Genomic DNA, 23,788 nt, shown 5'->3' on the forward strand with positions numbered 1-23,788 from the left:
ATACAATGAAAGTTTTAGTTACTGGTGCAGCGGGTTTTATAGGTTCTCATACAGCTGAATATTTGGCTTTAAAAGATTACAAGGTTTATGGTTTAGACAACTTATCAAACTATTATGATGTTAGTTTAAAACAACATAATGCGGAATCCATAACTGATACTGGTGTAAAATTTATAAAAGCTGATTTACGTTTTCCTGAACAATATCAAGATTTAGACAAAGATTTTGATTTTATTATCCATTTTGCTGCCCAACCAGGTCTTTCAAAGGATTCAACCTTTCAAAGTTATGTAGATAACAATATTTTAGCAACCTATCAACTTATTCAATTTGCAAAACAGCAAAAACATTTAAAGCACTTTTTTAACATCAGCACATCTTCAGTTTATGGAAAATATGCTAGAGTTTCAGAAACGGTTGCACCTCAACCTATTTCAAGTTATGGTGTTACAAAATTAGCAGCAGAGCAGATGGTTTTGTCAGAAAGTCGTCAACAGAATTTAAAGGCCTCTTCGTTTCGATTGTATTCGGTTTATGGACCGCGTGAAAGGCCTGATAAGTTATTTACGAAGCTTATTGAATGTGCTTTAAATGATAAAAAATTTCCGCTCTATGAAGGAAGTCTAAAACATTTTAGAAGTTACACTTATGTTGGTGATATTGTCAAGGGAATTTATAACGCATTAAAAGTTCATAATGCTATAGACGGTGAAATTATTAATTTGGGTCATTTTGAAAAGCACAGCACACAGGAAGGCATATTAAATGTTGAAAAGATATTAAAAAAACATATTCAACTTGATAACTTACCTGCTCGACCTGGTGACCAACAAGAGACTCAAGCTATTATAGATAAAGCTAAACTATTATTAAATTATCAGCCTAAAACCTCTTTTAAAGAAGGCATATCAAAACAAGTTGATTGGATACAGTCTCAAAAGAAATCATCGGTATGAGTAATGAACAACTGACAATTATTGTTCCAATTTATAATGAAAGCGAAAACATACAGCGTTTAAAAGATGCGCTATCACAATATTTTCAAAAGGCTTCTGTGGCTGTAAAAGCCTTATTTGTAAATGACGGCTCGTCTGATGGAAGTTTAGAAAAACTAAAGTCAATATGTAAAAACTCACATTGTTTTGATTATATCAGTTTTACTCAGAATAAAGGCTTAAGCGCCGCAATAAAGGCAGGCTTTGACCACGTCAATTCTTCTTTAACCGGTTATATCGATGCTGATTTACAAACCGATCCTGAAGACTTTGAATTGTTATTAGAATATATAGATGACTATGATTTGGTTACGGGTAATAGAAATCACAGCAGGAAAGACAGTTTTACTAAAAATATGAGTTCAAAAATTGCTAATGGCATAAGACGAGCCTTTACTCACGATGGTATGGACGACACTGGATGTCCTTTAAAAATTATTAAAACGGAATACGCCAAACGAATACCAATGTTCAAAGGTTTACACCGATTCCTGACAGCGATGATAATGCTTCAAAATGGCAAAGTCAAACAAGTTGATATTCAAAATTATCCAAGATTGGCAGGTCAATCTAAATTTGGACTATGGAATCGTTTACTTGGACCACTATTAGATTGTTTTGTGTATTTGTGGATGAAGAAAAAATACATTAATTATCAAATTCAAGAAAAATCTTGATGTCAAGTTTAATGATATACAGTGTTGGATTTTTAGCGCAACTTTTATTTTCGAGTCGCACCTTCTACCAATGGATAGCCTCGGAAAAACAAAAGCAAGTCGTTGCTCCCCGATTTTTTTGGCAGATGAGTTTGCTGGCATCTATTTTGTTATTTGTATACGGTTACTTGAGACACGATTTTGCTATAATGCTTGGCCAATCTCTAACTTATTTTATCTATATTAGAAATATTCAGCTCGAAGGTCACTGGCATAAATTTCCTAAGATAAGTCGAGTGTTTTTATGGTTGTTTCCTGCATTGATAATTGTTTACTATTACAATAACAACACCATGGATATTCAAAATTTATTCAATACCAAAAACATTCCGCTTTATCTTTTAATTCTTGGTATTGTTGCGCAACTCTTATTTACCTTCAGGTTTATTTATCAATGGATTTATTCAGAAAAGAAAAAATTTTCAAGTCTTCCCAAGGGGTTTTGGCTTATTAGTCTTTTAGGGTCATTATTGATTTTAACTTATGGTATTTTAAGATTAGATCCAGTGTTGATAATTGGTCACTCTACCGGTATTTTTATTTATACAAGAAATTTAAAACTGATAAAAGGTGAAGAAACCCATTGACAAATATCCGGTAGCCTTACTCATTTTAATCGGATTAGGGCTTTATGCTTTCAATTTGGTTGATTTGCAAGTGTCTATCATGGAAGCTCGTAACTTCACCGTTGCTCGAGATATGCTGACGGAAGGGAACTGGATTTTAACCACCATGAACGATTTACCTCGATATGAAAAGCCCCCATTTCCGGCATGGTTTACAACGCCTTTTGCGTATATTTTTGGATTGAATAATGTTTGGGCTTATCGTATTCCAACCAGTATTGTTTCTATTTTAGGCATGGTTTATTTTTTTAAACTCATCAGAATTTGGAGTTCTACAAAAATAGCGTTTTACGCTGCTGTCATTTTAGCCACTTCATTTTATTATATCGTTATTCGGTTTGAAGCACCATCAGATGTTTATACACATGTTACTATGTTGATGGGCTTGTTTTATGTGTTTAAGAACTTTCCGAGTATCAATTGGCAGAATGTTTTAGTCGGTAGTGTGTTTTTAGGTTTATCCATTTTATCTAAAGGACCGGTAAGTCTTTACGCCTTGTTTTTGCCCTTTATATTGGCTTATTTTTTAAGTTTTAAAGTCAACTTCAAAAATAATATTTTAAAAATATTCGTTTTTTTAATATTAGGTTTTATCATCGGCGGCTCCTGGTATGCCTTTGTGCGTTTGGCAGACCCGGAGGTCTTTACAGAAATTGCTAAAACCGAAACCAAAAATTGGACAAGTTATAATGTTAAACCGTTTTATTACTACTGGAGTTTCTTTATCCAATCAGGCATTTGGACTATTCCGGCTTTGTTGAGTTTGGCTTATCCGTATTTTATAAATAAACTTAAAAACACTAAAGTTTATAAATTTTCCTTTTTGTGGACCATTGTCGCTTTAGTTTTGTTGTCTGTGATTCCTGAAAAGAAGCCACGCTATCTCGTTCCGGTGTTGATTCCTTTAGCTTTAAATACCGCTTTGGTTCTACAGTATTTAATGGCTCATAAGCGCGACAAACTCTCGCAAATTTTTCACCTTGTTCACTACTGCATCATTATGTTGGTAGGTTTAGGTGTCTTGGTTGCACCTTTTGTTGTAGGTATCCAACTTCAGGATTATCTCTATATTTATATCATAATGGGTGTCATTAGCCTTTTTATAGTCTCTTACACCTTTATTAATTTAAAGCGAAGACATTTTTCAAAGCTTATTTGGTCTAATATTCTATTGATATTGATGATAACTTTAATTGGTCAAAGCGGCGTATCGTTATTTAAGCAAAATCCAAATTACAATCCGATAAACGCTGAAAAGCTTATAAATAAAGATATCCCGACTTTTTATTTCAAAAAATTAGAGCCGGAAATCTTCTGGGAATATGGTGAGGTTATTCCACTATTAAATCAAGATCAAGATTATAAAAATCCCATTAGAGTTATTGTTTCTCATAATTTTATCGAGAAGTTTAAATCTCAATATCCTGAAATCATAAAACAGGCTGAAGTCAAAACCTTTGATAGAAATTATTACAGGAAAGGCGATAGAAGGCGTAAACGCTTTATTATAAATGTATATGAATTTAAACCTCTATCCAAAACTCAATAAGGTCTACCGCAATATCGTCTCTTTCCGATCTGGCCCTACGGAGACGATTTTGACCTTGACTTCTACAAAATCTTCTATAAAAGCAATATAATCTTTTAAATTCTGGGGAAGTTTATCAAATTCGGTAATTTTTGAAATGTCTTCAGACCATCCTTTAAAACTTTTATAAATCGGCTTAAGGTCATCAGCGCTGAGGTTATAAGGTAAATGCGAAATTTCTTTACCGTTGTAGTGATAACCCGTGCACACTTTTAGGGTTTTAAAACCGCTCAATACATCAGCTTTCATCATCATTAAGTCGGTGACACCATTGACTTCTACAGCGTATTTTAAAGCAATTAAGTCGAGCCAACCGCAACGCCGAGGTCTGCCCGTAGTTGCGCCAAACTCATGTCCAACCTTAGCCATTTGTTTACCGTTTTTGTCAAACAATTCTGTAGGAAATGGGCCGCTACCCACGCGTGTGGTGTAAGCTTTAAAAATGCCAAATACTTTTTGAATTCTATTTGGCGCTAAGCCAAGTCCTGTGCACGCTCCGGCAGCAGTAGTGTTGGATGACGTGACATAAGGATAAGTCCCAAAATCAATGTCTAAAAGTGAACCTTGAGCGCCTTCAGCTAAAATACTTTTGTTGTTTTTGATAGCTTGAAAAAGATATTCTTCAGAATCGATAAATTGAAGGGTTTTGATTTTTTTGACGGCTTCAAAAAATTCATTTTCAAGTTCGTTTAAGTCATATTGCACATCGACGTTGTAAAATTTGATCATGGCCTGATGCTTATCGGCCAATTGGCGGTATTTATCTTTCCAGTCATCAAACTCTAAATCGCCAACACGAATGCCATTTCGCCCGGTTTTATCCATATAGGTTGGGCCAATCCCTTTTAAGGTAGAGCCAATTTTGGCTTTGCCTTTAGCGGTTTCAGAAGCCGCATCTAATAAACGGTGTGTTGGAAGGATAAGATGCGCTTTTCTTGAAATTAACAAAGATTTCGTGTAATCTACATCGTATTTGTCAAGACCTTCAAGTTCTTTTTTGAAAATTACTGGATCAATCACTACGCCGTTGCCCACAACATTGGTCGCTTTAGGGTGAAAAATTCCCGATGGAATGGTGTGTAAAACGTGCTTGATGCCGTTAAACTCTAAGGTATGCCCGGCATTCGGACCGCCTTGAAATCGTGCAATGATGTCGTATTGTTTAGTGAGGTAATCAACGATTTTACCTTTACCTTCATCGCCCCATTGTAGGCCAAGTAGTAAGTCTATTGTCATTATGAATTGTCCTTTGGTTGGTTGCGTTTGCCATAAAAGTATAGCGTATGTTTATCTATACTGATGTCAAACACTTCTTCAATTGTTTTTTTAATGGATTCTATGCGGGGATCACAAAATTCTATCACTTCGTTAGTATCTGAAAGAATAACGTGGTCGTGTTGTTTGTCAAAATAAGATTTCTCGTATTGGGCTTGTGCATTGCCAAATTGGTGTTTTCTTACCAAGCCACAGTCTAACAATAAATCAATGGTGTTGTAAAGCGTTGCTCGACTCACTCGATAATTTTTGTTTTTCATCGTGATATACAACGACTCAATATCAAAATGCTCTTGATTTTCATATATTTCTTTTAAAATCGCAAAACGTTCTGGGGTTTTGCGGTGTTTGTTTTCTTCTAAATATGTGCTAAACACATTTTTTACAATAGCCTGATTGTTTTGTTCTACATTTTTCAAATTTTCCATAATTGCAAATTTAAGCTTTATTCACGGCTTACTTTATTAATTCCGTCTATTTTTTTCAATTTGTCAATCAATTGATTGAGGATTTTTTTGTTTTTAATGGTCACGGTGATTTCGCCATTAAAGATGCCATGCTTGCTTGAAAAATTGAGGTTTTTCATGTTCACATTTAAACTTTTTGAAATGAGATTGGTGACTTGACTGACAAGGCCTAAGTTATCAATACCCGATAGTTTAAGCTTAGCATTAAAGTCTTCTTCGGTAGAATCTATCCATTTGGCTTTTTGTATGCGGTAGGCATAATTGCTCTGTAATTGAATGGCATTGGGGCAATCTTTTTTATGCACTTTGATGCCATCATTGACCGTTAAAAAGCCAAACACATCATCGCCGGGAATAGGGTTACAACATTTGGCAAGGGTATAATCAAAAGTCTCTTCATCATCGCCAAAAACTAGCTGGTCGTAGTTGGATGAAATTTCGTCTTCGTCAATATTTTTGTTTTGCGGCGTTGAAGTTCGTCTGATTTTCGACTTAAAAAAAGAAACTAGGGCATTGTTTTTTTGAGACGCAAAATTTTTAAGTTCTTTATTGTCTATAGTGCCTTTGCCTACACGGTAAAACAAGTCTAAACTGGTTTTAAGTTTAAAGTGGTTCACCAACTCGTTGACCGTTTTTTCATTCAGCTGAATTTTTTGTGAGCGCAATTTTCGTTTAAGGATTTCCTTGCCTTCTTCTGCGATTTGTTTTTTGGTTTCTTTTAAGGCCGTTTTAATTTTTGAGCGTGCACGAGCTGTGGTCACAAAATCTAGCCAGTTAGCTGTGGGTTTAGCATTAGCTGAAGTAATGACTTCAACTTGATCACCACTTTTTAGTTCGTGACTCAAGGGCGTGAGTTTGCCGTTAACCTTTGTGCCTCGCGTGGTTAAACCGACATCCGTGTGGATATGGAAAGCAAAATCTAAAGCTGTCGCTCCTTTAGGTAAAGACTTTAACTCCCCTTGTGGTGTAAATACAAATATTTCTTTGGCGTAAAGGTTGAGTTTAAATTGCTCAACAAAATCTACGGCGTTGGTCGCATTGTTTTCTAAAGCTTCTTGCAGTCTTGATAACCATTGGTCTAAGCCATAGTCGTTATTTTTGTCTCCGTGTTTGTATTTGTAATGTGCGGCATAGCCTTTTTCGGCGATTTCGTTCATGCGTTCGCTGCGAATTTGCACTTCAACCCATTGGCCTTTTGGACCCATGACGGTAATGTGCAAGGCTTCGTAACCTGTTGATTTAGGCGAAGAAATCCAGTCGCGTAAGCGTGTTGGATTAGGTCTAAAAAAGTCGGTAACGATAGAATAAATTTTCCAGGCCAAAAACTTTTCGTTTTCCACATCAGATTTGTAGATAATCCTAATCGCAAATTTGTCATAAACTTCATCAAAGCTGATGTTTTGAGCCTGTATTTTTTTGCGAATAGAGTAGATGGATTTGGGTCGGCCTTTGATTTCATAATTCAGTTTTTCTTTGTCTAAGGCCTCTGATATGACGCTACTAAAGTCTTTAATATATTGATCTTGTTCTTCTTTACTTTCCTTTATCTTGTCAGCTATGTCCTGATAAACCTCAGGTTCAGTGTATTTTAAACTTAAATCTTCAAGTTCTGTTTTAATGTTGTAAAGCCCAATTCGATGGGCGAGCGGCGCATAAATATATAAAGTTTCAGAAGCGATTTTGACTTGTTTATCCGGGCGCATGGCATCCATGGTTTGCATGTTGTGCAAACGATCAGCTATTTTTATAATGATCACGCGGATATCATCATTTAAAGTCAGCAACATTTTTCTGAAATTCTCTGCTTGAAGTGAGATGTCGCCTTCTTTCTTTAGACTAGAAATTTTGGTGAGACCGTCTACAATTTTTGCTACAGTTTCACCAAACAGCTGTTCGATATCGGTCAATGAATATTCGGTGTCTTCAACCACATCGTGGAGGAGAGCTGCGGTAATAGAAGTGGCATCAAGACCAATTTCTGAAGCTACGATTTGGGCTACAGCAATCGGATGAAAAATATAAGCTTCGCCAGATTTGCGCCTTTGGTCTTTATGGGCTTCTAAGGCAATTTCAAAAGCTTTTCTGATTTGCGCTTTATCGTCTTTACTTAACGACCGATAACTGATGCGCAATAGTTTTTTATACTGCTTGGCAATCTCTTTATTCTCCTTATCGATATATTCTTCAGTAAGCATAAAACTAATTTAGAAAATTTTAATTATACGCCAATCATTTCAAGGTTTTTTTATGGTTTTGTTTAGTTTAGAGTTTTTACAGAGTTATGAATTTTAAAAAAATGACTATTTTAGTCAACTTTTTAATTTTATGATATCAAACCATGGCCATTATCAAATCTGGAAATCCCGCACTATCCGACAAAAGATTAAAAGTAGAACGTTTATCAACCGATACTCCTATGACCGCCAAAGGCGCAGTACAGAAAACACTGTTGCTCTTAGCTATTGTTGTTTTAACAGGAAGCGTGAGTTGGTCTATGGCTGCATCAAATCCTTCATTAGCCCAAGCGTTGACCATAGGAGGCGCTATTGCCGGGTTTATCACGGCTTTAATTATTATTTTTAAGCAAACTATGGCGCCGGTGTTATCTCCACTGTATGCGGTTTTTCAAGGCGTTTGTTTAGGCGCTATATCCATGCTTTATGAAAATTTGTACGATGGCATTGTTCTACAAGCTATACTGATCACGCTATGTATTCTTTTAGTCATGCTCAGTTTGTACCAATACAAAATCATAAAAGTCACTGAAAAGTTTCGAATGGGCGTTATTGCTGCTACAGGTGGTGTCGCTTTGGTGTATGTTTTGAGTTTTGTACTAGGGTTCTTTGGTGTGCAAATTCCATATATCCATGGCGGTGGCATCATGAGTATAGGATTTAGCGTTGTGGTGGTTGTTATCGCCTCTTTAAACCTAGTTCTAGACTTTGATTTTTTCGATAAAGGTGAAGAAAAACAATTGCCCAAATACATGGAGTGGTACGGTGCTTTTGGCTTAATGGTCACGCTGATCTGGCTTTACCTTGAGATCTTACGCCTGTTGGGAAAATCCAGACGGTAATTTTTTGACCAGGTTAGCATTTGACTTCAAACAGATGTTAAACTGTATTGGAATATATCCAAATAAACGGAATATTTCCTAAATTTGTCTTCAAAAAGACGAAGACAATGCAAGACCGTTTATCAGCCATACAATTATATCAACCGGATTATAATCATTTGGTCAATCTCCCTTTAGCCGACCAAGGTATTAGCGCCGGTTTTCCTAGTCCGGCCGACGATTTTCTAGACCTGAGCATCGACCTGAATAAAGAACTGATTAAACATCCTTATGCGACGTTTTATGGTCGTGTACGTGGTGATAGCATGACCGGTGCAGGTCTGGATGACGGAGATTTGCTTATCATCGATAAATCGCTCCAACCTCAGGACGGCAAGATTGCCGTGTGCTTTATCGATGGCGAGTTTACGGTAAAACGCATTAAGCTTGAGACCAACAGCTTGTGGCTGATGCCCGAAAACAAAAAATACAAGCCCCTAAAAGTTACCGAAGATAATGAATTTATTATTTGGGGCGTGGTCACCTGTGTGATTAAGAATATGTAGTGGTAGTGAGTAGTGAGTAGTGAGTGGTGAGTAGTGTGTAGTGAATAGTGCGTAGTGAATGATGAATAGAATACTGTAAGCCAATAACCACCAACAAACAACCACCAACTAAAAACGAACAAAAAAGACAAACAACGAAAAAACCATGGAACTTTTTGCGCTTGTGGATTGCAATAATTTTTACGCCTCTTGTGAGCGAGTATTCAACCCGAGTCTCAATGGCAAGCCTGTTGCCGTTTTATCCAATAACGATGGCTGTGTAATCGCACGAAGTAACGAAGTGAAAGCACTTGGCGTACCGATGGGCGCGCCGGCCTTTAAGTATCAGCCAACGTTTGAAAAGTATAACATCCACGTGTTTTCATCCAATTATGCCTTGTACGGCGATATGAGTCAGCGGGTGATGAACACGCTCTCACAATTCACGCCCGATGTCGAGGTTTACAGTATAGATGAGGCTTTTTTGAAGTTTAGCGGATTTGATTATTACGATTTTGAAGCTTACGTCCGACACATTAAAGCCACTGTGGACAAGCACACGGGCATTCCGGTGAGTATTGGTGTGGCGCCAACCAAAGCGTTGAGTAAAATTGCCAATAAGATCGCCAAGAAATTTGCAGACAGAACCGGAGGTGTGTACGTGATGCAAACTGAGGCCCAACGGCTTAAAGCTTTGAAATGGCTCGACATTGATGATGTTTGGGGTATTGGTCGCCAGCACGCCAATCGGCTTAAGGCCAAATCTATTTTTAAGGCTTATGATTTTACACAACTGTCGGACAGCTGGGTGCGCAAACAGATGAGCGTGGTGGGACTTCGGCTTAAAAAAGAACTGGAAGGCAAACCCACGTTAGACTTAGAAGACGTGGCGACCAAAAAGGCCATTGCGACCACACGCTCATTCGATAAGCAGTACAGCGATTACGATATCATCCGTGAGCGGGTGAGTAGTTTTGCCATCAGTTGTGCTGAAAAACTCAGGCGGCAACACAGCTACTGCCGAATGGTGCACGTCTTTTTGCGGACCAACAAGTTCCGGCAAGACCTAGCACAATACCACCGCAGTACCGTCATTAAAACCGAATACCCAACCCATTCCAGTATTGATTTGGTGAAGTACGCCATAAAAGCCCTTGACCGTCTCTACAAACCCGAATACCACTACAAAAAAGCAGGTGTCATCGTGATGGAATTACAGCCTGAGGATACCGAGCAACTCAATTTATTTTCTAAAAAGAACCCCAAACATCATCAGCTCATGCAGCACATTGATCATTTAAACCAAAACATCGGCCGACATAAGGTCAAGTTTGGCAGTCAGGATTTAGGCCGGGTATGGAAAATGCGCCAGGAACGCCTCTCGCAACGTTACAGTACGACGATTAAGGAAAGTATTGTGGTAAAGGTGTAAAATGTTTTGGGGTGTTCACGCCTATGGGCGTGACCGGGCTTTCGGCAAGAATATTTATAGAATACATTCTACGGGTTGATGAGCTTGCCGAATCACAATCCCTACGCCGATGAGGAGCCACTGTAAAATTTGAATTTAAATTTTCGGCTTACTGTTTTATAATTTTAAATTGGGTAGACTGCCCATCTGTTTTAATCTTAGCGATGTAAGTTGACTGAGGGAGCGTGTTTAAATCTAAATTAATCTCAGTATCATTAAATGATTTTTTAATTAAAAGTTGTCCTGAAATATTATAAATAAGGACTTGTTTTAAAGGTAAATTATTAGAAATATGTAGTGTTGAACCTACAGGATTTGGATAATAATTTAAATTTTTAAAATCTTTACTTTCTACACTCAAAGTAATGGTCACAGTTACAGCAAATGGCTGACTTCTGCATTGGCCATTATCATTGACCGCATAATAGGTTTCACCATCTTCAAGGATAAAATTTGAAGCTAATGCATTAACGTTGTCTAAAGCATCTTGTAAAGTCGCATACCAAATTACGGTTGACGGAATCACGACTAAATCTGAAATCGTAGAACCGGAGGAAACTGTTTGTTGGCTATTCCCTGTTGGTGTGTCAATACCATCGAGGACTGTCACCGTTAATGTTGTACTCAAAGCGCATTCATTAGGATTTGGGGTAAAGGTGTAAGTTGTTGTTTGATTGGGGTCAAAAGCCGGTGACCAGCTTCCATTAATACCATCATTAGACACACTGGGAAAGTTGGGCGATGGTTCACCTTCACAATAAATTGTGTCAATATTAAATTCAGGTATGGTACTGACAATATCATGACCAGAGATGCCCCAACCTTTATTAAACAAAAGATTGTTGATGGACGGTAAAGCGTCAGAGGTGTATTTTAATAAAGATGCGCCAAGGATTAAATTATCTGGTGTACTGGAATTGTTACTCCAACCCATTAAGGTTGAAGAATATTGATTACAATCTAAACCCGATTGATCTAACATACCCGTTAGGTCTTGGGCTTGAGCGAGCGACCAACTCCCTAAGTCATAATTAAAGTTTTCAGCTTTAAAAAACATATTGGAGAAATTTACGACGTTTGTAGTATCCCAATTTTCAATCAATGGACTACCACCATTATTGAATGATAATGGTTCTTCATTTAAGGAACTCGGATTATTAAAGAACATTTGTGACATGTCGGTTACGCTTGAAGTGTCCCAGTTGCCAATATTCTGATTAAATGACGTTGCTGTATTAAACATTTCGGACATGTCGGTTACATTAGAAGTATCCCAAAACCCAATATTTTGGTTAAATAGAGTGGCACCCTTAAACATGGCAGACATATCAGTGACATTTGCGGTATTCCAGGCAGAAATATTTTTGTTGAATTGATATTCAAACCCGCTGTTTAATCCACCATTAAACATTTCAGACATATTGGTTACATTAGCGGTATTCCAATTACCAATATTATTATCAAAACTGCTGGCTTCTTTAAACATTTTACTCATATCGGTGACATTTGACGTGTCCCAAGTCCCAATATTTTGATTAAAACTTCGGGCTTCTTCAAACATGCTTGACATATCAGTCACATTTGAGGTGTCCCATTGGCTTAAGGCTTGATTAAAATTATCACAGTTAAAAAACATGCCTGATAGATTTGTTACATTTAAAATGTCCCAAAAATTGAGGTTAAAAGGCGAGTTAAGCGATTGGCTATTTGCAAACATATTTTTCATACTGGTCACATTAGACAAATCTGGTATATCACTAGCTGAGACGAGGAACACCCCACCAAAAGCATCTTCCATACTACTCCAGGCGACATCGCCCCATTGGTTGATTTCTAAAAATAAGAAAGAAAAAGGGGCTGGATTACCACCTCCGATGAGAAAGCGTTTAAAATTTTGTGGTTCAATTTCTAAACGAAAATCAACATTTGCCGGTAAACCTGAAATTGTTACAACCGGACCTTGAAAAGTACCGGACCCGGAAGCGGGTGCAGCTGGTGGTAAAGTTTCCCATGTGTAGGATACTGTGCCTGTTGTCTCTACACCAAAACTGATGGAAGTCTGACCATTAATGGTTTGCCAAGTCGTTATAAAGTCTTGAGCTTCAGAAAACGTGGTAAATACAATAAAAAATAAAAAAAGAATGAGATTGTTTTTCATAATTTAATATTTAATGCCAACTTATGTTTTATGGTGTTGATTCAAAAAAAATAGAACTCTTAAGTTTGTGTTTTTTCATCTTATGTTTAAGAATATTAGCAAACTTTGCTAAGGCTTAAATGTATTTTAAGAGATGATTTTTATAGTTTTATTCTATTAATTTGACAATGTACTGTGCAAAATTCCTACTCATAAATTATATTTTAACATATTTAGCTAAAATGAATTACTCCCACTTCAGGTAATTACAGGACACGAAATAAAGTTTCATTAAAATATAAAATAAAATGATTATAAATAGATATATAAATAAAATTTCAATATAATAAATGAACACTAGCTTGAGTAACTATACTATAAAAATTATTGAAGACCATTAGAAAAAATAAACCACCGGTTTAAAGCTATTCCAAAAATGATATGCCAAACCAATGGTTTATTTATAAAAGTAAATCTTGAGTTTACTTCTGCGTCATCACCAAATTGTTGCACACCACTTCGGTGATGTAGCGCTTTTCACCCTCTTTAGTTTCATAAGAGCGCGTAGTCAGTTTACCACCAACGAGGATTTCTTGACCTTTGGTCACGTGGTTTTCAATGATGTCTGCAGTTTTTCCCCAGGCCACAACATTGTGCCAGTCGGTGTGCTCGACCTTTTCACCTTTAGCAGAGGTGTAGTAATCATTAGTGGCTAAGCTGAATTTAGCCAGTTTTTTACCGGAGTCGAGGTTGATGATTTCCGGATCTTGTCCTAATCTTCCCATTAATTGTACTTGATTTCTTAAATTACTCATGATTAAAAATTTTTAAGGTTAAACAAATTTTGTTGAAAATGCCGTTGAGTAAAAACGACAGAACAAAGATGAGAAGAGGTGCAAGTTGTATTCGGTAAATAAATTTTTACTTTCGTTTATTGTTGTTTGTAAACGATTGTAAACGGATAATATGTTAATATACAGAGTATAATTATGAAATTTAGTTGATATTTTTTATATACGAATTTATTTTTATAGTAGTTTAATATGAAATCTTTTAGATGTTAAACTCATTAATTTTATAAATGATTAGTTTAAAATGAATTATAACAATACGAAAATATTGTTATTGACACATTAAACGTTGATTATTTTTATCTCTATTCAGTTAGTTTTGTATCTACATTCAGCTCGGTAATGTCAATACATAATAATTTAAATTAGCTTAATTTGGTCACTTTACGAAGAATACCTTTCTAGGCTGTTTTAAAATACTTGGTAAAAAACCATTGTCTCAATTTTCACCTACTTGATTATTGTATTTAACTTTGTTTATAATTTTTTTAATTATTTATGCATAAATTCTTAGATTGTATTGTGGTTGGAGGAGGAGCAAGTGGGTATTTTTTTGCGATAAATTATGCTGAAAATCATCCACAGCACTCAGTGATGATTCTGGAAAAATCTAAACATGTTTTGCAAAAAGTAAAAATCTCTGGTGGTGGACGTTGTAATGTGACCCATGCTGAATTTTTACCCAAACTTTTAACAACCCATTATCCCCGAGGGGAAAAAGAAATGATTGGACCTTTTCATACCTTTATGACTGGTGATATGATGACCTGGTTAGAAGAAAAGGGAGTAGAACTTAAAATAGAAGCAGATGGACGAGTGTTTCCTATCTCCGATAGTTCTCAGACCATTATCGATTGTTTTGTTGGTGAAGCCAATGCTTTGAAGGTTCAGCTCAGAACCTCAGAAAATGTATTGGCGTTTGAATATCAGGATGAGGTATGGCGAGTCAAGACTAAAACGAATGTATACCAGGCCAGACAATTGGTCATTTCTACAGGAAGCAGTAAAAAAATTTGGGAACAACTCGCTCAACTGGGTCACAATATTATTCCGCCAGTTCCATCTTTATTTACCTTTAATATTGATTATCCCAATCTTACCAAATTACAAGGATTAAGTTTAAATACTCACATTAAATTATACAAAGACAATACACTCAATAAACCACTCTTAGAATCGGAAGGAGCCACACTCATCACGCATTGGGGATTGAGTGGACCCTGTGTTTTAAAGTTATCAGCTTGGGGTGCAAGATTGCTTAAAGAGCTTAAGTATATCTTTGTTATATCAGTCAACTGGCTTAACGGCATGAATACAGATCAAGCTCTAGAAAACCTTTTGTCCCAAAAGCAGCAAACTTCTAAAAAGAATATCGGGAATCAAAGTTGTTTTAACTTACCAAAACGGTTTTGGCGTTTCATCATCGATGAAGCCCGGATCAATCTAGCCAAAAACTGGGCTGATTTATCTAAGCAGGAATTATATCAATTAGCAGAGCATTTGACTGCGTTTAGATTTAAAGTCAATGGTAAAAGTACTTTTAAAGACGAATTTGTCACTGCCGGTAGGGTAGACTTAAAAGATGTTGACTTTAAAACCTTTAGTAGCAAAAAACAGCCACAGCTTAAAATCCTTGGTGAAGCCTTAAACATTGATGCCATTACTGGGGGCTTTAATTTTCAAAGTGCATGGACCAGTGCTTATGTGGCTGCAAATGCTGATTAAATAACGCTTTAGACTTAAGTTGATTTATAATATAGTAGAAGAATTACAAATTAAATACAGCTCCAAAGCTGACCGTAAATTGATTGTAAATATCTTCAGCAGGACTTAAATCGCCAGTATCATATTTAGCAATAGGAGTATCTAGTTCAGTAAAAAGACCAAATCCATCGGAAAAGAAATAGCGGAATCCAATATGACCACCAAAGTTTTTTAAACTCAAATTAATTCCGGGATACACATCAAAATTTTCATCAATATTTAAAACACTTCCAATATTAGCGTTAAACCTCGCTTTGATATCTAATCTTTCGCCGAAATCTGCATCTAAATCATTGTTTAAGCCCAAGGCATAACCACCAACAACCCCAACCGATATATTTTGGCCTAATCCATAGTCATAACTCACCCGAACACCTATTACATTATCCTGAAAGTTTGCTCCAATTTGTAATTTTTGATCACCCTTACCTTCAAAATTTTGAGAGTAAATACAACAGCTAAAGGCTAAAAATGCAATAGTTATAATATGTTTCATATTTTTAATTTTTTAAAAATTCAAATTTACTGCAAATAAATATTTTAGCAATCAATTTGCACAAATTATGTCATACTATGTAAGTTTAAATAAAATGACTTTTCCTTTAAATGATAAAAATTGACATATTTTAAGAGAACATAAACATAACTCCTTTTATTAATCTCCTCAATTCATTTATATTTCGAAAAAAGTTTAAAATGCAAAATTCAAACCTTGTAGATTACCTTAAGAACGTCCTAGATAACTTACCTCAAGACTGGATAAAATTGACTACACATCGGTTAGATATTTATAATGAAGAGCTTGCCAAAACTGAATTTTTAGAGCACTTTGAAAAGCTATTTAAAGATAATGAGTTTAGTAGAAGCGCACTAGAAAGTTTGCCTACTGCATACGATTACATTCGATTAGGGCATCCATTGTCATCTATTTTAGAATGGGCAATCGCAAAACAAAACAATTTAAAACCCGAACAGGTGATAGGCTTCTCCTCAAAAACCATGGCGATCCTAGCTGTGTTGAGAAAAAATCACTTCGAAAATAAAAAAACACAATTGCTTTACAAGGATAACTTCCCGCGATACATTGATGCCGGAATTATAAGAGAAGTATACGGTTACGATTTCGATATAACCCATATTGACGACAAAGACGCGATATTAAATTTTAAAGGGAGCAACGTATTCATTAATGAAAATCAAGAGCTTGGCCAACTGGACTGGCAAAACAATATCGATTTTTTTGTCAGCATTCACGATGATTTTGGAAGTCTCATTCATATTCATAATAAAAATGCAGATTATGTTTCTGATATTCAACACGTCAGACGTCGAGAAACTGTAGCGATTACACCCGGTGATAGTTTAAAAGCCTTACAAATTTTGGTAGGTCGACCTGATGAAGAATCTACAACTTATTCTACAAAAGACAATAAAGCTAAAGTTATTGATAACATCAAAAGGATTACCGATACCACGGCTAAACCACTTTTGGGCTCATGCGGCTTATCTGTGCAATACGCTATTATGATGGGTTTAATTCATGAAGCGCAAACCAATTACCCCAATAAGGCTATAAAAATCATTGTTCCTCCAAATTGTTATGGTGGAACCAACGATCAAGCTAGGCGAGTAGCGGCATGTTTAAAGAATGTGGACATTATGGATTTACCCGTAGATGGTGACAATGACATGGTCAGCAGCACCGATATGGTTCTAAATCACGTAGCCAAATTGGATGCAGTGCCTTTAATTATTGCTGAAATACCAACCAATCCTCGCGTTGAAGTGCCTAATCTTAAAGACTTAAAAACAGCCCTTACCAAAACCAGACACAACCCCAAAGGTGAGCAAGCAGTTGACCCAATTTTTATCCTAGATCAAACCTTTTGTCCTAATTACAATTTTTTAGGGGATAATCAGATTTTATCCACGGTAGAAACCATTTCCTATGTGAGTGGATCAAAATTTCCAAGCGGCGGAAAATGTACAGCTGGCTATTTGGTAGCCAATAAAAAAGCCGAATATCTTTTAGATAAAATTGAGACCAACCTTAAACTCTGCGATAATGAAGCCACTGAATTTCAACTTAGCATTTTAGCTGAACAGTTGCCATCTATGAACCAAAGAATAACAGCGGCTTATAAAAATACCAGAGAATTTGTTGAATTTATCAAAGAAACTCTACCATCGGCAAAGATCAATTTTGTTTCAAAAGACCTGGCGGCAATGGGCTTTACACCTTCAGTATTTTCTTTGGATTTACCAACCAAAGGCGATACTCCAGAAGAGCGCGAGACTTACAAAAGAAGTTTAAATAAAAAACTCATCAATAGAATGATCACTGAAATCCCTGGGGAGAGCAAATATTGTGTCAGTTACGGGCAGTTGAAGGGTTGTTATTGGACAATTCCCGCGACATCAACTCAGGGTACGACCAAAGAAGAGGATAAAGATTATATTGCTAGAGTTTCGGTTTCTCCTGATTTGGATTTAGAAAAACATAAGGCTGTATTCGCTCAATTTGTTGAAGATGAAATCCACTCTTCCTAATCGATCATAGGGTTTAAAGCCAGTATTATTACAAAAAGTTAGGTAGTCAAAATACTGTCGGCAGATTTTAGTGCCTTGAGATTGCAAACGCCAACTTGAACCATGTTATTTCTTAAATCATCAATTAAGATTTGTGCAACATGGTCACCACCATATCGACCGAGTGCAGAAACCCCATATACAAATGGACGTCCAGCCATGATAAAATCAGCCCCAAGATGAAGGGCTTTCATCGCATCCAGTCCGGTGCGGACGCCACTATCAAAGATAATAGGAATCTGTTCTCCTATAGCTGAAGTTACGTGAGGTAACGCTTCAAAAGCCGTTAGTGCCCCATCAAACTGTCTTCCGCCGTGATTAGAGACGTAAATTCCATCTAAGCCAATATCTACCGCTTTTTTAGCATCTTCAGGGTGTAAAATTCCTTTAAGAACGACAGGGCCTTTCCATATAGCTTTTATCTTTTTACAATAATCCCAATCTAAGGTACCACCTAAACGATTTCCTACAAAGCCACTTGTGAATTTCATGTCCTTAGTTCCAGAATAATCTTCTATCGTTCGAAGTCTCGGCAAACCACGCTTAAGTGTTTGCCAACTCCACAGGGGATGTGTAATACCATCCCAAATCAGTTTGGTTGTGATTTTAGGAGGAATTTGAAGTCCAGCTTTTTTAGAACGTTCTCGCCTGCTTGCCATCGGAACGTCTGCTGTAATCACCAAGGTAGTAAAGCCCGAGTCTTTGGCTCGTTTGAGCAAAGACCTCATGACGTCTAAATCTTTGGGAGGATACAATTGAAACCAACCCATGTCTCCAACATATTTTCCTGCAGTTTCCGGTGTTTCGGTTGAAACTGTACTCAGTGTATAGGGAATTTGTAAACGGTTTGCAGTTTGGGCCAAATAGTGTTCAATTTTTGGCCACATTAACCCGGTTAAACCAATTGGAGCCATACCTATTGGGGCTTTATAAGATTGATTAAAGAGTGTTGTTGAAGTATCTGCATTAAACTCACCTTTACAATATCTAGGGATGAACCGAAGCTTTTTAAATGCTTTATTATTCTGGTCTAGCAAATGTTCGTTGCCAGTTCCGGAATCTAGGTATTCCCATGCAACTTTGGGAATGCGCTTTTTTGCTTTTTGGGCTACATCAGAAATGCGTGGATAATTATTTTGGTAAGCAATTAATTTTTTTTCGTAATTCATACTGTAAAATTACAATCCATTTTACAATCTTATAGAAAAGCAAAGCATATTGTTCATCAAATGCAATAGAGTTATTTTAAAATTGATAAGATGATGCGCTTAAGATATAAAGAAAGTTGTTATTGCGTTATAAACCTTTGCTTTTAAAACGATTTTAATAAGATGGTTTTAATTTTGTTAGAGTAATGGAAGTTAATGTAGTTTCTCAAGACCATATCCTTGACAACGCAATTTATTAGACAACTAAAAAAACACAATTAAGACTAAAGAAAAAAAAGATGTAAATTATATGTTGGTATAAAGCTTTTACCGCACAGAAATAAGATGATAAGAATATCCTTTCCTGTATAATGCCAAAGTCAGTATATAACGGGTAAGTCAAAAACCACTACTTTTATTACCCTTAAGACATTTAATATGAATGCCATAAAAAAGATATTCAAGGGGATAGCTTACATTTTGCTCATCCCTTTTCTCTACATATTTATATCCCTGATATTGAGCTGGATTAGCGTCGATAGAATTGATCCTTCACCCAAAGTTCATCAGCCTATTTATTTAACCACCAATGGCATACATTTAAATATTGTATTGCATAAAAAACACCTTAATTCTACTTTACGCTCTGGTCTTAAGCTTGACCAAGGTGATCAATATTTGTCTTTTGGTTGGGGCGATGAAAACTTTTACCTCAATACACCCCAATGGAGTGATTTAACCTTAGGCAATGCCTTTAATGCTTTGTTTTTAAAGAGCAAAACATTAATGCATGTTACGCGATACCAAAACAAACAAAACGATTGGGTTAGAGTAGAGGTTAGTCAAGCAGAGCTTCAAAAATTAAACGATTACATTTTAAATACATTTACAAAAGACATTAATAATCACCTAATTAGGCTTAAACATCAAGGATATACGTCCAGAGATGATTTTTATAAAGCTAAAGGAAGTTACTCCTTGTTTAAAACTTGCAACACTTGGGTTAATACAGGATTTAAAAAAAGTGGATTAAAATCCTGCTTATGGACACCTTTTGATTTTGGTCTTTTAGATAAATATGAATAAGAGCAGAACAATTGAAATAAACTAAAAATAAGTGAAGTAATTCCAGTTTTCTTGCCTGTCAATTGTACTAATATTAAAAGCCTAAATTAAAACTTAAAATTATTACTTATATGAAATGTTTGTGCATATAATTGAAATGTCATAATTTACAACATATAAAATTCAAATAGATCTTATGAATATTTTTTACAAACTCTCATTATTTACTTTTCTTACAATTTTAATAAACTTATCATCAATAGCTCAAAATATTGATTTAGATAAATTAAAAGGCATAGGTGTCCGAAGCATTGGTCCTGCTGGCATGAGTGGCCGAATAACAGCCATAGATGTGGTTCATGACAATCCACAAGTTATGTATGTGGGTTCGGCCTCCGGTGGTCTCTGGAAATCTGAAAGTGGTGGCGTGGACTGGACACCCATTTTTGATGATCAAAAAATTCTTTCCATAGGTGCTGTAGCTATTCAGCAGGATAATCCGGATGTCATTTGGGTTGGCACCGGCGAGGGTAATCCCAGAAATAGTTCCAATGGTGGCTATGGTTTATACAAATCTATGGATGGGGGCAAAAGCTGGGAGCTGATGGGCTTAGAAAAGACACGAAATATTCACCGTATCCGTATTGATCCTAAAAACCCGAATACGGTTTATGTTGGAGCTATTGGATCTCCATGGGGCGAACATCCGGAAAGAGGGGTTTACAAAACCACTGATGGCGGGAAAACTTGGACTAAGAGTTTGTTTGTAGATAATAAAACAGGCGTTGCAGAACTCATAATGGACCCTAATAATCCTAACAAATTATTTGCAGCCATGTGGGAACACCGAAGAAAACCCTGGACGTTTACATCCGGTGGTCCCGGTTCAGGCTTATATATGACTGTAGATGGTGGAAACACCTGGAAAGAACTTACTTCAGATGATGGGTTGCCAAAAGGTGATTTGGGAAGAATTGGTATAGCAATATCCAAAGCAAATTCCAAAACCGTTTACGCCTTAATTGAATCTAAAAAGAATGCACTATACAAATCTGAAGATGGTGGATATACCTGGAAAATGGTTAATGACAATATGCGTGAAATTGGTAATCGTCCATTTTACTATGCTGAAATATATGCAGACCCAAGTAATGAAAACAGAATCTATTCCATATTTACCTATGTCAACGTAAGTGAAGATGGCGGTAAATCTTTTAAACCTCTAATGCCAGCTTATGGCACTAATGTTGGCGTGCATCCGGATCATCATGCTTGGTATATTCATCCGGACAACCCTGATATGATGCTGGACGGCAACGATGGAGGACTAAACATCACTTATGACGGTGGAGAAACCTGGAGGTTTGTACAAAATTTGCCTGTTGGGCAGTTTTACCATATCAATGTAGATAATGAATATCCCTACAATGTTTACGGTGGCATGCAGGATAACGGCAGTTGGTTCGGACCCGCTTATGTTTGGAAAGCCCAAGGCATACGAAATGCTTACTTTCAGGAAATAGCTTTTGGAGATGGTTTTGACGTTGTCCCCGATCCAGATGATTCAAGATTTGGTTTCGCCCAATCTCAACAGGGTTATGTTCAGCGTTACGACAGAGAAACAGGTAAGAGTCAAACGGTAAGACCAACTCATCCCGATAAAGATATGTTGCTAAGGTTCAACTGGAATGCGGCTATAGCACAAAATCCATTTGATAATAGCTCGGTGTATTTTGGTAGTCAGTTTGTGCATAAAACCACCGATAAAGGCCAAACCTGGGAAATCATTTCTCCGGATTTAACGACCAATAACCCTGAAAAACAAAAGCAATTTGAAAGTGGTGGTTTAACTTATGACGCCACTGGAGCAGAAAACAACACGACCATTACCGCCATAGCACCTTCTTCTCTTATAGAAGACGTGATATGGGTTGGAACCGATGATGGAAATATCCAAATCACTCAAGATGGTGGAGAAAACTGGACTAAGGTCAGTAAAAATATAAAAAACTTTCCTGCAGAATCTTGGGTAGCCCAAATTCAAGCTTCGACCTATAATCCCGGAGAAGCTTTTGTCGTGGTGAATAATTACAGAAATTTTGACTTTAAACCTTACCTATTTCATACCACAAATTACGGTAAAAAATGGACCAATTTAACTGATAATGATGAAGTCTGGACCTACGCGCTAAGTGTAGTACAAGATCCTGAAGAGCCAAATTTAATGTTTTTAGGAACCGACGGCGGATTGTATTTCAGTATCAACAAAGGACAAAACTGGCAAAAATGGACCAATAATTATCCTAACGCACCCACCCGTGATTTGGTGATTCATCCCAGAGAACACGACTTGGTGATTGGGACTTTTGGTCGTGCCATTTACATCATGGACGACATCAGGCCTTTAAGAGAATTGGCTGCCGAAGGTGAACCTGTTTTAGACCAAGCTTTAAAACTTTTCACACCACCAACAGCCTATCAAGCCGTTAACCAACAAGCCAGTGGCACACGATTTGGCGCTAATGCCATGTTTAATGGTGAAAATAGAAATGCCAATGCCATGATTTCTTACCTTATAAATAGACCAGAACAAGAACAAAAAGAAAAGGAAAATGATAATGATGAAGAAGAGAAAGACGAAGAAGAAAAAGTGACTTATGATGAATTGGAACTCAAAATTTATAATAGGTCTGGAGAATTGATCCGTACATTAAAGCAAAAAACACCAAAGGAAGACGGCCTACATCGTATGTACTGGAGAATGGATGAAGCCGGACAACGAGGACCAACCCGAAGATTGACTAAAGAAGATGCCGATGAACGCGGTGGCATTGATGTCTTACCGGGAAAATATAAGTTGGTAATGCATTATGGGATTCATAAAGATTCTACGTATATCAATGTAAAATTTGACCCGCGAATAGATGTCAATATAGAAGACTTAAAATCAAGATACGATTTCTTAAAATCTATAGAAAAGATGAAGGCCACAGCTTATGAGGCTAGCCAAAGAATTTTGAAAGCTAAAGAAACAGCAGATCACTACATCAAATGGATGAAAGAAAAAGATAAAACAGCGTTTAAAGAGGACATAAAAGCCAGTAAGGCAATTAAAGATTCTTTAGAAGTCTTATTCGAACCTTTTGTCGGTGAAGATTATAGTGATAAGCAAGGAATTATAAGAACACCTGTCCCAGACATAGGCGATAGAATTCGCAATGCTTCATATTACGCTTCGGCAAGTTTTAATAAACCCGGAAAAACTCAACTTCGCTTAAAACAACAAGCTGAAGAAGCCTTGAAACCCGCCATTGAGGCATTAAATAAGTTCTTTGCTGAAGACTGGATTGAATACCAGAAACGCATCAGTGCGCTAGACCTTTCACTCTTTGAAACTTATAAAAGTCTAGAAATCAAGAAATAAAATAGTTGTGTATTATGGTTTATAGATACTATTTGAATTTATTTAAAACTAAGATTTGTATATTTAATAAAA

At 36.5% G+C, this 23,788-nt stretch carries 18 protein-coding genes; 11 read left to right on the top strand and 7 right to left on the bottom strand.

Translation table 11 applies throughout. From position 1 onward, the window contains the following. The first annotated feature begins 5 nt into the window (after positions 1 to 5). The 4 genes from FCN74_RS11465 to FCN74_RS11480 are packed head-to-tail and all read left to right on the top strand — an operon-like array spanning position 6 to position 3,886. Entirely contained in the window at positions 6 to 956 is a 951-nt protein-coding gene (locus tag FCN74_RS11465) for an NAD-dependent epimerase/dehydratase family protein (protein ID WP_138932747.1), read from the top strand. After that, positions 953 to 1,672: a glycosyltransferase gene (locus tag FCN74_RS11470; RefSeq protein WP_138932778.1), complete on the top strand. Its 720-nt coding sequence runs from the start codon at positions 953 to 955 to the stop codon at positions 1,670 to 1,672. The genes FCN74_RS11465 and FCN74_RS11470 overlap by 4 nt, the downstream gene beginning before the upstream one ends. Beyond that, the gene (locus tag FCN74_RS11475) at positions 1,672 to 2,298 is read left to right on the top strand and encodes a lipid-A-disaccharide synthase N-terminal domain-containing protein (RefSeq protein WP_138932779.1); all 627 of its coding nucleotides are present in this window, start codon (positions 1,672 to 1,674) and stop codon (positions 2,296 to 2,298) included. The genes FCN74_RS11470 and FCN74_RS11475 overlap by 1 nt, the downstream gene beginning before the upstream one ends. Then, complete coding sequence (locus tag FCN74_RS11480) at positions 2,282 to 3,886, top strand: ArnT family glycosyltransferase (RefSeq protein ID WP_138932748.1); 1,605 nt, start codon at positions 2,282 to 2,284, stop codon at positions 3,884 to 3,886. The genes FCN74_RS11475 and FCN74_RS11480 overlap by 17 nt, the downstream gene beginning before the upstream one ends. A gap of 3 nt (positions 3,887 to 3,889) precedes the next feature. Here FCN74_RS11480 and FCN74_RS11485 read toward each other — a convergent pair whose 3' ends face one another. Genes FCN74_RS11485 through FCN74_RS11495 form a run of 3 tightly spaced genes read right to left on the bottom strand, consistent with a single transcriptional unit; the run spans position 3,890 to position 7,862 of the window. After that, entirely contained in the window at positions 3,890 to 5,161 is a 1,272-nt protein-coding gene (locus FCN74_RS11485; RefSeq protein ID WP_138932749.1) for an adenylosuccinate synthase, read from the bottom strand. Beyond that, complete coding sequence (locus tag FCN74_RS11490) at positions 5,161 to 5,628, bottom strand: Fur family transcriptional regulator (RefSeq protein WP_138932750.1); 468 nt, start codon at positions 5,626 to 5,628, stop codon at positions 5,161 to 5,163. Before FCN74_RS11490 ends, FCN74_RS11485 begins: the two co-directional genes overlap by 1 nt. Before the next feature lie 17 nt (positions 5,629 to 5,645). Beyond that, on the bottom strand, positions 5,646 to 7,862 hold the full coding sequence (locus FCN74_RS11495) for a RelA/SpoT family protein (RefSeq protein WP_138932751.1): 2,217 nt from the start codon (positions 7,860 to 7,862) through the stop codon (positions 5,646 to 5,648). Between the two features lie 143 nt (positions 7,863 to 8,005). Between FCN74_RS11495 and FCN74_RS11500 the strand changes: the two genes are divergently transcribed. The 3 genes from FCN74_RS11500 to FCN74_RS11510 all read left to right on the top strand — a co-directional run bounded on the left by FCN74_RS11500 (position 8,006) and on the right by FCN74_RS11510 (position 10,699). Continuing rightward, complete coding sequence (locus FCN74_RS11500; protein WP_138932752.1) at positions 8,006 to 8,743, top strand: Bax inhibitor-1/YccA family protein; 738 nt, start codon at positions 8,006 to 8,008, stop codon at positions 8,741 to 8,743. Between the two features lie 107 nt (positions 8,744 to 8,850). Next, positions 8,851 to 9,288 (top strand): LexA family protein, encoded by a 438-nt coding sequence (locus tag FCN74_RS11505; protein ID WP_138932753.1) that lies wholly within the window; start codon positions 8,851 to 8,853, stop codon positions 9,286 to 9,288. A 145-nt stretch (positions 9,289 to 9,433) separates the two neighbouring features. Then, the gene (locus FCN74_RS11510; RefSeq protein WP_138932754.1) at positions 9,434 to 10,699 is read left to right on the top strand and encodes a Y-family DNA polymerase; all 1,266 of its coding nucleotides are present in this window, start codon (positions 9,434 to 9,436) and stop codon (positions 10,697 to 10,699) included. A gap of 148 nt (positions 10,700 to 10,847) precedes the next feature. Here the strand turns inward: FCN74_RS11510 and FCN74_RS11515 are convergent, their stop codons facing one another. Both FCN74_RS11515 and FCN74_RS11520 read right to left on the bottom strand, forming a co-directional pair. Further along, the gene (locus tag FCN74_RS11515) at positions 10,848 to 12,896 is read right to left on the bottom strand and encodes a BspA family leucine-rich repeat surface protein (RefSeq protein WP_138932755.1); all 2,049 of its coding nucleotides are present in this window, start codon (positions 12,894 to 12,896) and stop codon (positions 10,848 to 10,850) included. A 461-nt stretch (positions 12,897 to 13,357) separates the two neighbouring features. After that, on the bottom strand, positions 13,358 to 13,690 hold the full coding sequence (locus FCN74_RS11520; RefSeq protein ID WP_138932756.1) for a single-stranded DNA-binding protein: 333 nt from the start codon (positions 13,688 to 13,690) through the stop codon (positions 13,358 to 13,360). A gap of 534 nt (positions 13,691 to 14,224) precedes the next feature. Here FCN74_RS11520 and FCN74_RS11525 point away from each other — a divergent pair. After that, the gene (locus FCN74_RS11525; RefSeq protein ID WP_138932757.1) at positions 14,225 to 15,451 is read left to right on the top strand and encodes a BaiN/RdsA family NAD(P)/FAD-dependent oxidoreductase; all 1,227 of its coding nucleotides are present in this window, start codon (positions 14,225 to 14,227) and stop codon (positions 15,449 to 15,451) included. Between the two features lie 43 nt (positions 15,452 to 15,494). On the opposite strand, the gene FCN74_RS11530 is transcribed toward FCN74_RS11525, so the two are convergent. Then, the gene (locus FCN74_RS11530) at positions 15,495 to 15,986 is read right to left on the bottom strand and encodes a DUF6646 family protein (RefSeq protein ID WP_138932758.1); all 492 of its coding nucleotides are present in this window, start codon (positions 15,984 to 15,986) and stop codon (positions 15,495 to 15,497) included. Between the two features lie 200 nt (positions 15,987 to 16,186). On the opposite strand from FCN74_RS11530, the gene FCN74_RS11535 reads away from it, so the two are divergent. After that, on the top strand, positions 16,187 to 18,040 hold the full coding sequence (locus FCN74_RS11535) for a PLP-dependent aminotransferase family protein (RefSeq protein WP_138932759.1): 1,854 nt from the start codon (positions 16,187 to 16,189) through the stop codon (positions 18,038 to 18,040). 38 nt (positions 18,041 to 18,078) lie between these two features. Here the strand turns inward: FCN74_RS11535 and FCN74_RS11540 are convergent, their stop codons facing one another. Continuing rightward, positions 18,079 to 19,248, bottom strand: a complete 1,170-nt coding sequence (locus FCN74_RS11540; RefSeq protein ID WP_138932760.1) for an alpha-hydroxy acid oxidase — start codon at positions 19,246 to 19,248, stop codon at positions 18,079 to 18,081. A gap of 417 nt (positions 19,249 to 19,665) precedes the next feature. Between FCN74_RS11540 and FCN74_RS11545 the strand changes: the two genes are divergently transcribed. Further along, a complete protein-coding gene (locus tag FCN74_RS11545; protein ID WP_138932761.1) occupies positions 19,666 to 20,313 on the top strand; it encodes a DUF2459 domain-containing protein in 648 nt (215 codons plus the stop codon). Between the two features lie 175 nt (positions 20,314 to 20,488). Continuing rightward, positions 20,489 to 23,716: a VPS10 domain-containing protein gene (locus tag FCN74_RS11550; RefSeq protein ID WP_138932762.1), complete on the top strand. Its 3,228-nt coding sequence runs from the start codon at positions 20,489 to 20,491 to the stop codon at positions 23,714 to 23,716. Positions 23,717 to 23,788: the final 72 nt, after the last annotated feature.

Origin of the sequence: Mesohalobacter halotolerans (genome assembly GCF_006120725.1) — a bacterium.
Taxonomy (GTDB): Bacteria; Bacteroidota; Bacteroidia; order Flavobacteriales; family Flavobacteriaceae; genus Psychroflexus; species Psychroflexus halotolerans.

Bases quoted from the DNA above. Each gene is read 5' to 3' on its own strand.
- FCN74_RS11465 (WP_138932747.1), top strand. From the start codon at position 6: ATGAAAGTTTTAGTTACTGGTGCAGCGGGTTTTATAGGTTCTCATACA.
- FCN74_RS11545 (WP_138932761.1), top strand. From the start codon at position 19,666: ATGAATGCCATAAAAAAGATATTCAAGGGGATAGCTTACATTTTGCTC.
- FCN74_RS11525 (WP_138932757.1), top strand. From the start codon at position 14,225: ATGCATAAATTCTTAGATTGTATTGTGGTTGGAGGAGGAGCAAGTGGG.
- FCN74_RS11510 (WP_138932754.1), top strand. From the start codon at position 9,434: ATGGAACTTTTTGCGCTTGTGGATTGCAATAATTTTTACGCCTCTTGT.
- FCN74_RS11550 (WP_138932762.1), top strand. From the start codon at position 20,489: ATGAATATTTTTTACAAACTCTCATTATTTACTTTTCTTACAATTTTA.
- FCN74_RS11530 (WP_138932758.1), bottom strand. From the start codon at position 15,986: ATGAAACATATTATAACTATTGCATTTTTAGCCTTTAGCTGTTGTATT.
- FCN74_RS11470 (WP_138932778.1), top strand. From the start codon at position 953: ATGAGTAATGAACAACTGACAATTATTGTTCCAATTTATAATGAAAGC.
- FCN74_RS11505 (WP_138932753.1), top strand. From the start codon at position 8,851: ATGCAAGACCGTTTATCAGCCATACAATTATATCAACCGGATTATAAT.
- FCN74_RS11500 (WP_138932752.1), top strand. From the start codon at position 8,006: ATGGCCATTATCAAATCTGGAAATCCCGCACTATCCGACAAAAGATTA.
- FCN74_RS11495 (WP_138932751.1), bottom strand. From the start codon at position 7,862: ATGCTTACTGAAGAATATATCGATAAGGAGAATAAAGAGATTGCCAAG.
- FCN74_RS11520 (WP_138932756.1), bottom strand. From the start codon at position 13,690: ATGAGTAATTTAAGAAATCAAGTACAATTAATGGGAAGATTAGGACAA.
- FCN74_RS11490 (WP_138932750.1), bottom strand. From the start codon at position 5,628: ATGGAAAATTTGAAAAATGTAGAACAAAACAATCAGGCTATTGTAAAA.
- FCN74_RS11515 (WP_138932755.1), bottom strand. From the start codon at position 12,896: ATGAAAAACAATCTCATTCTTTTTTTATTTTTTATTGTATTTACCACG.
- FCN74_RS11485 (WP_138932749.1), bottom strand. From the start codon at position 5,161: ATGACAATAGACTTACTACTTGGCCTACAATGGGGCGATGAAGGTAAA.
- FCN74_RS11475 (WP_138932779.1), top strand. From the start codon at position 1,672: ATGTCAAGTTTAATGATATACAGTGTTGGATTTTTAGCGCAACTTTTA.
- FCN74_RS11540 (WP_138932760.1), bottom strand. From the start codon at position 19,248: ATGAATTACGAAAAAAAATTAATTGCTTACCAAAATAATTATCCACGC.
- FCN74_RS11535 (WP_138932759.1), top strand. From the start codon at position 16,187: ATGCAAAATTCAAACCTTGTAGATTACCTTAAGAACGTCCTAGATAAC.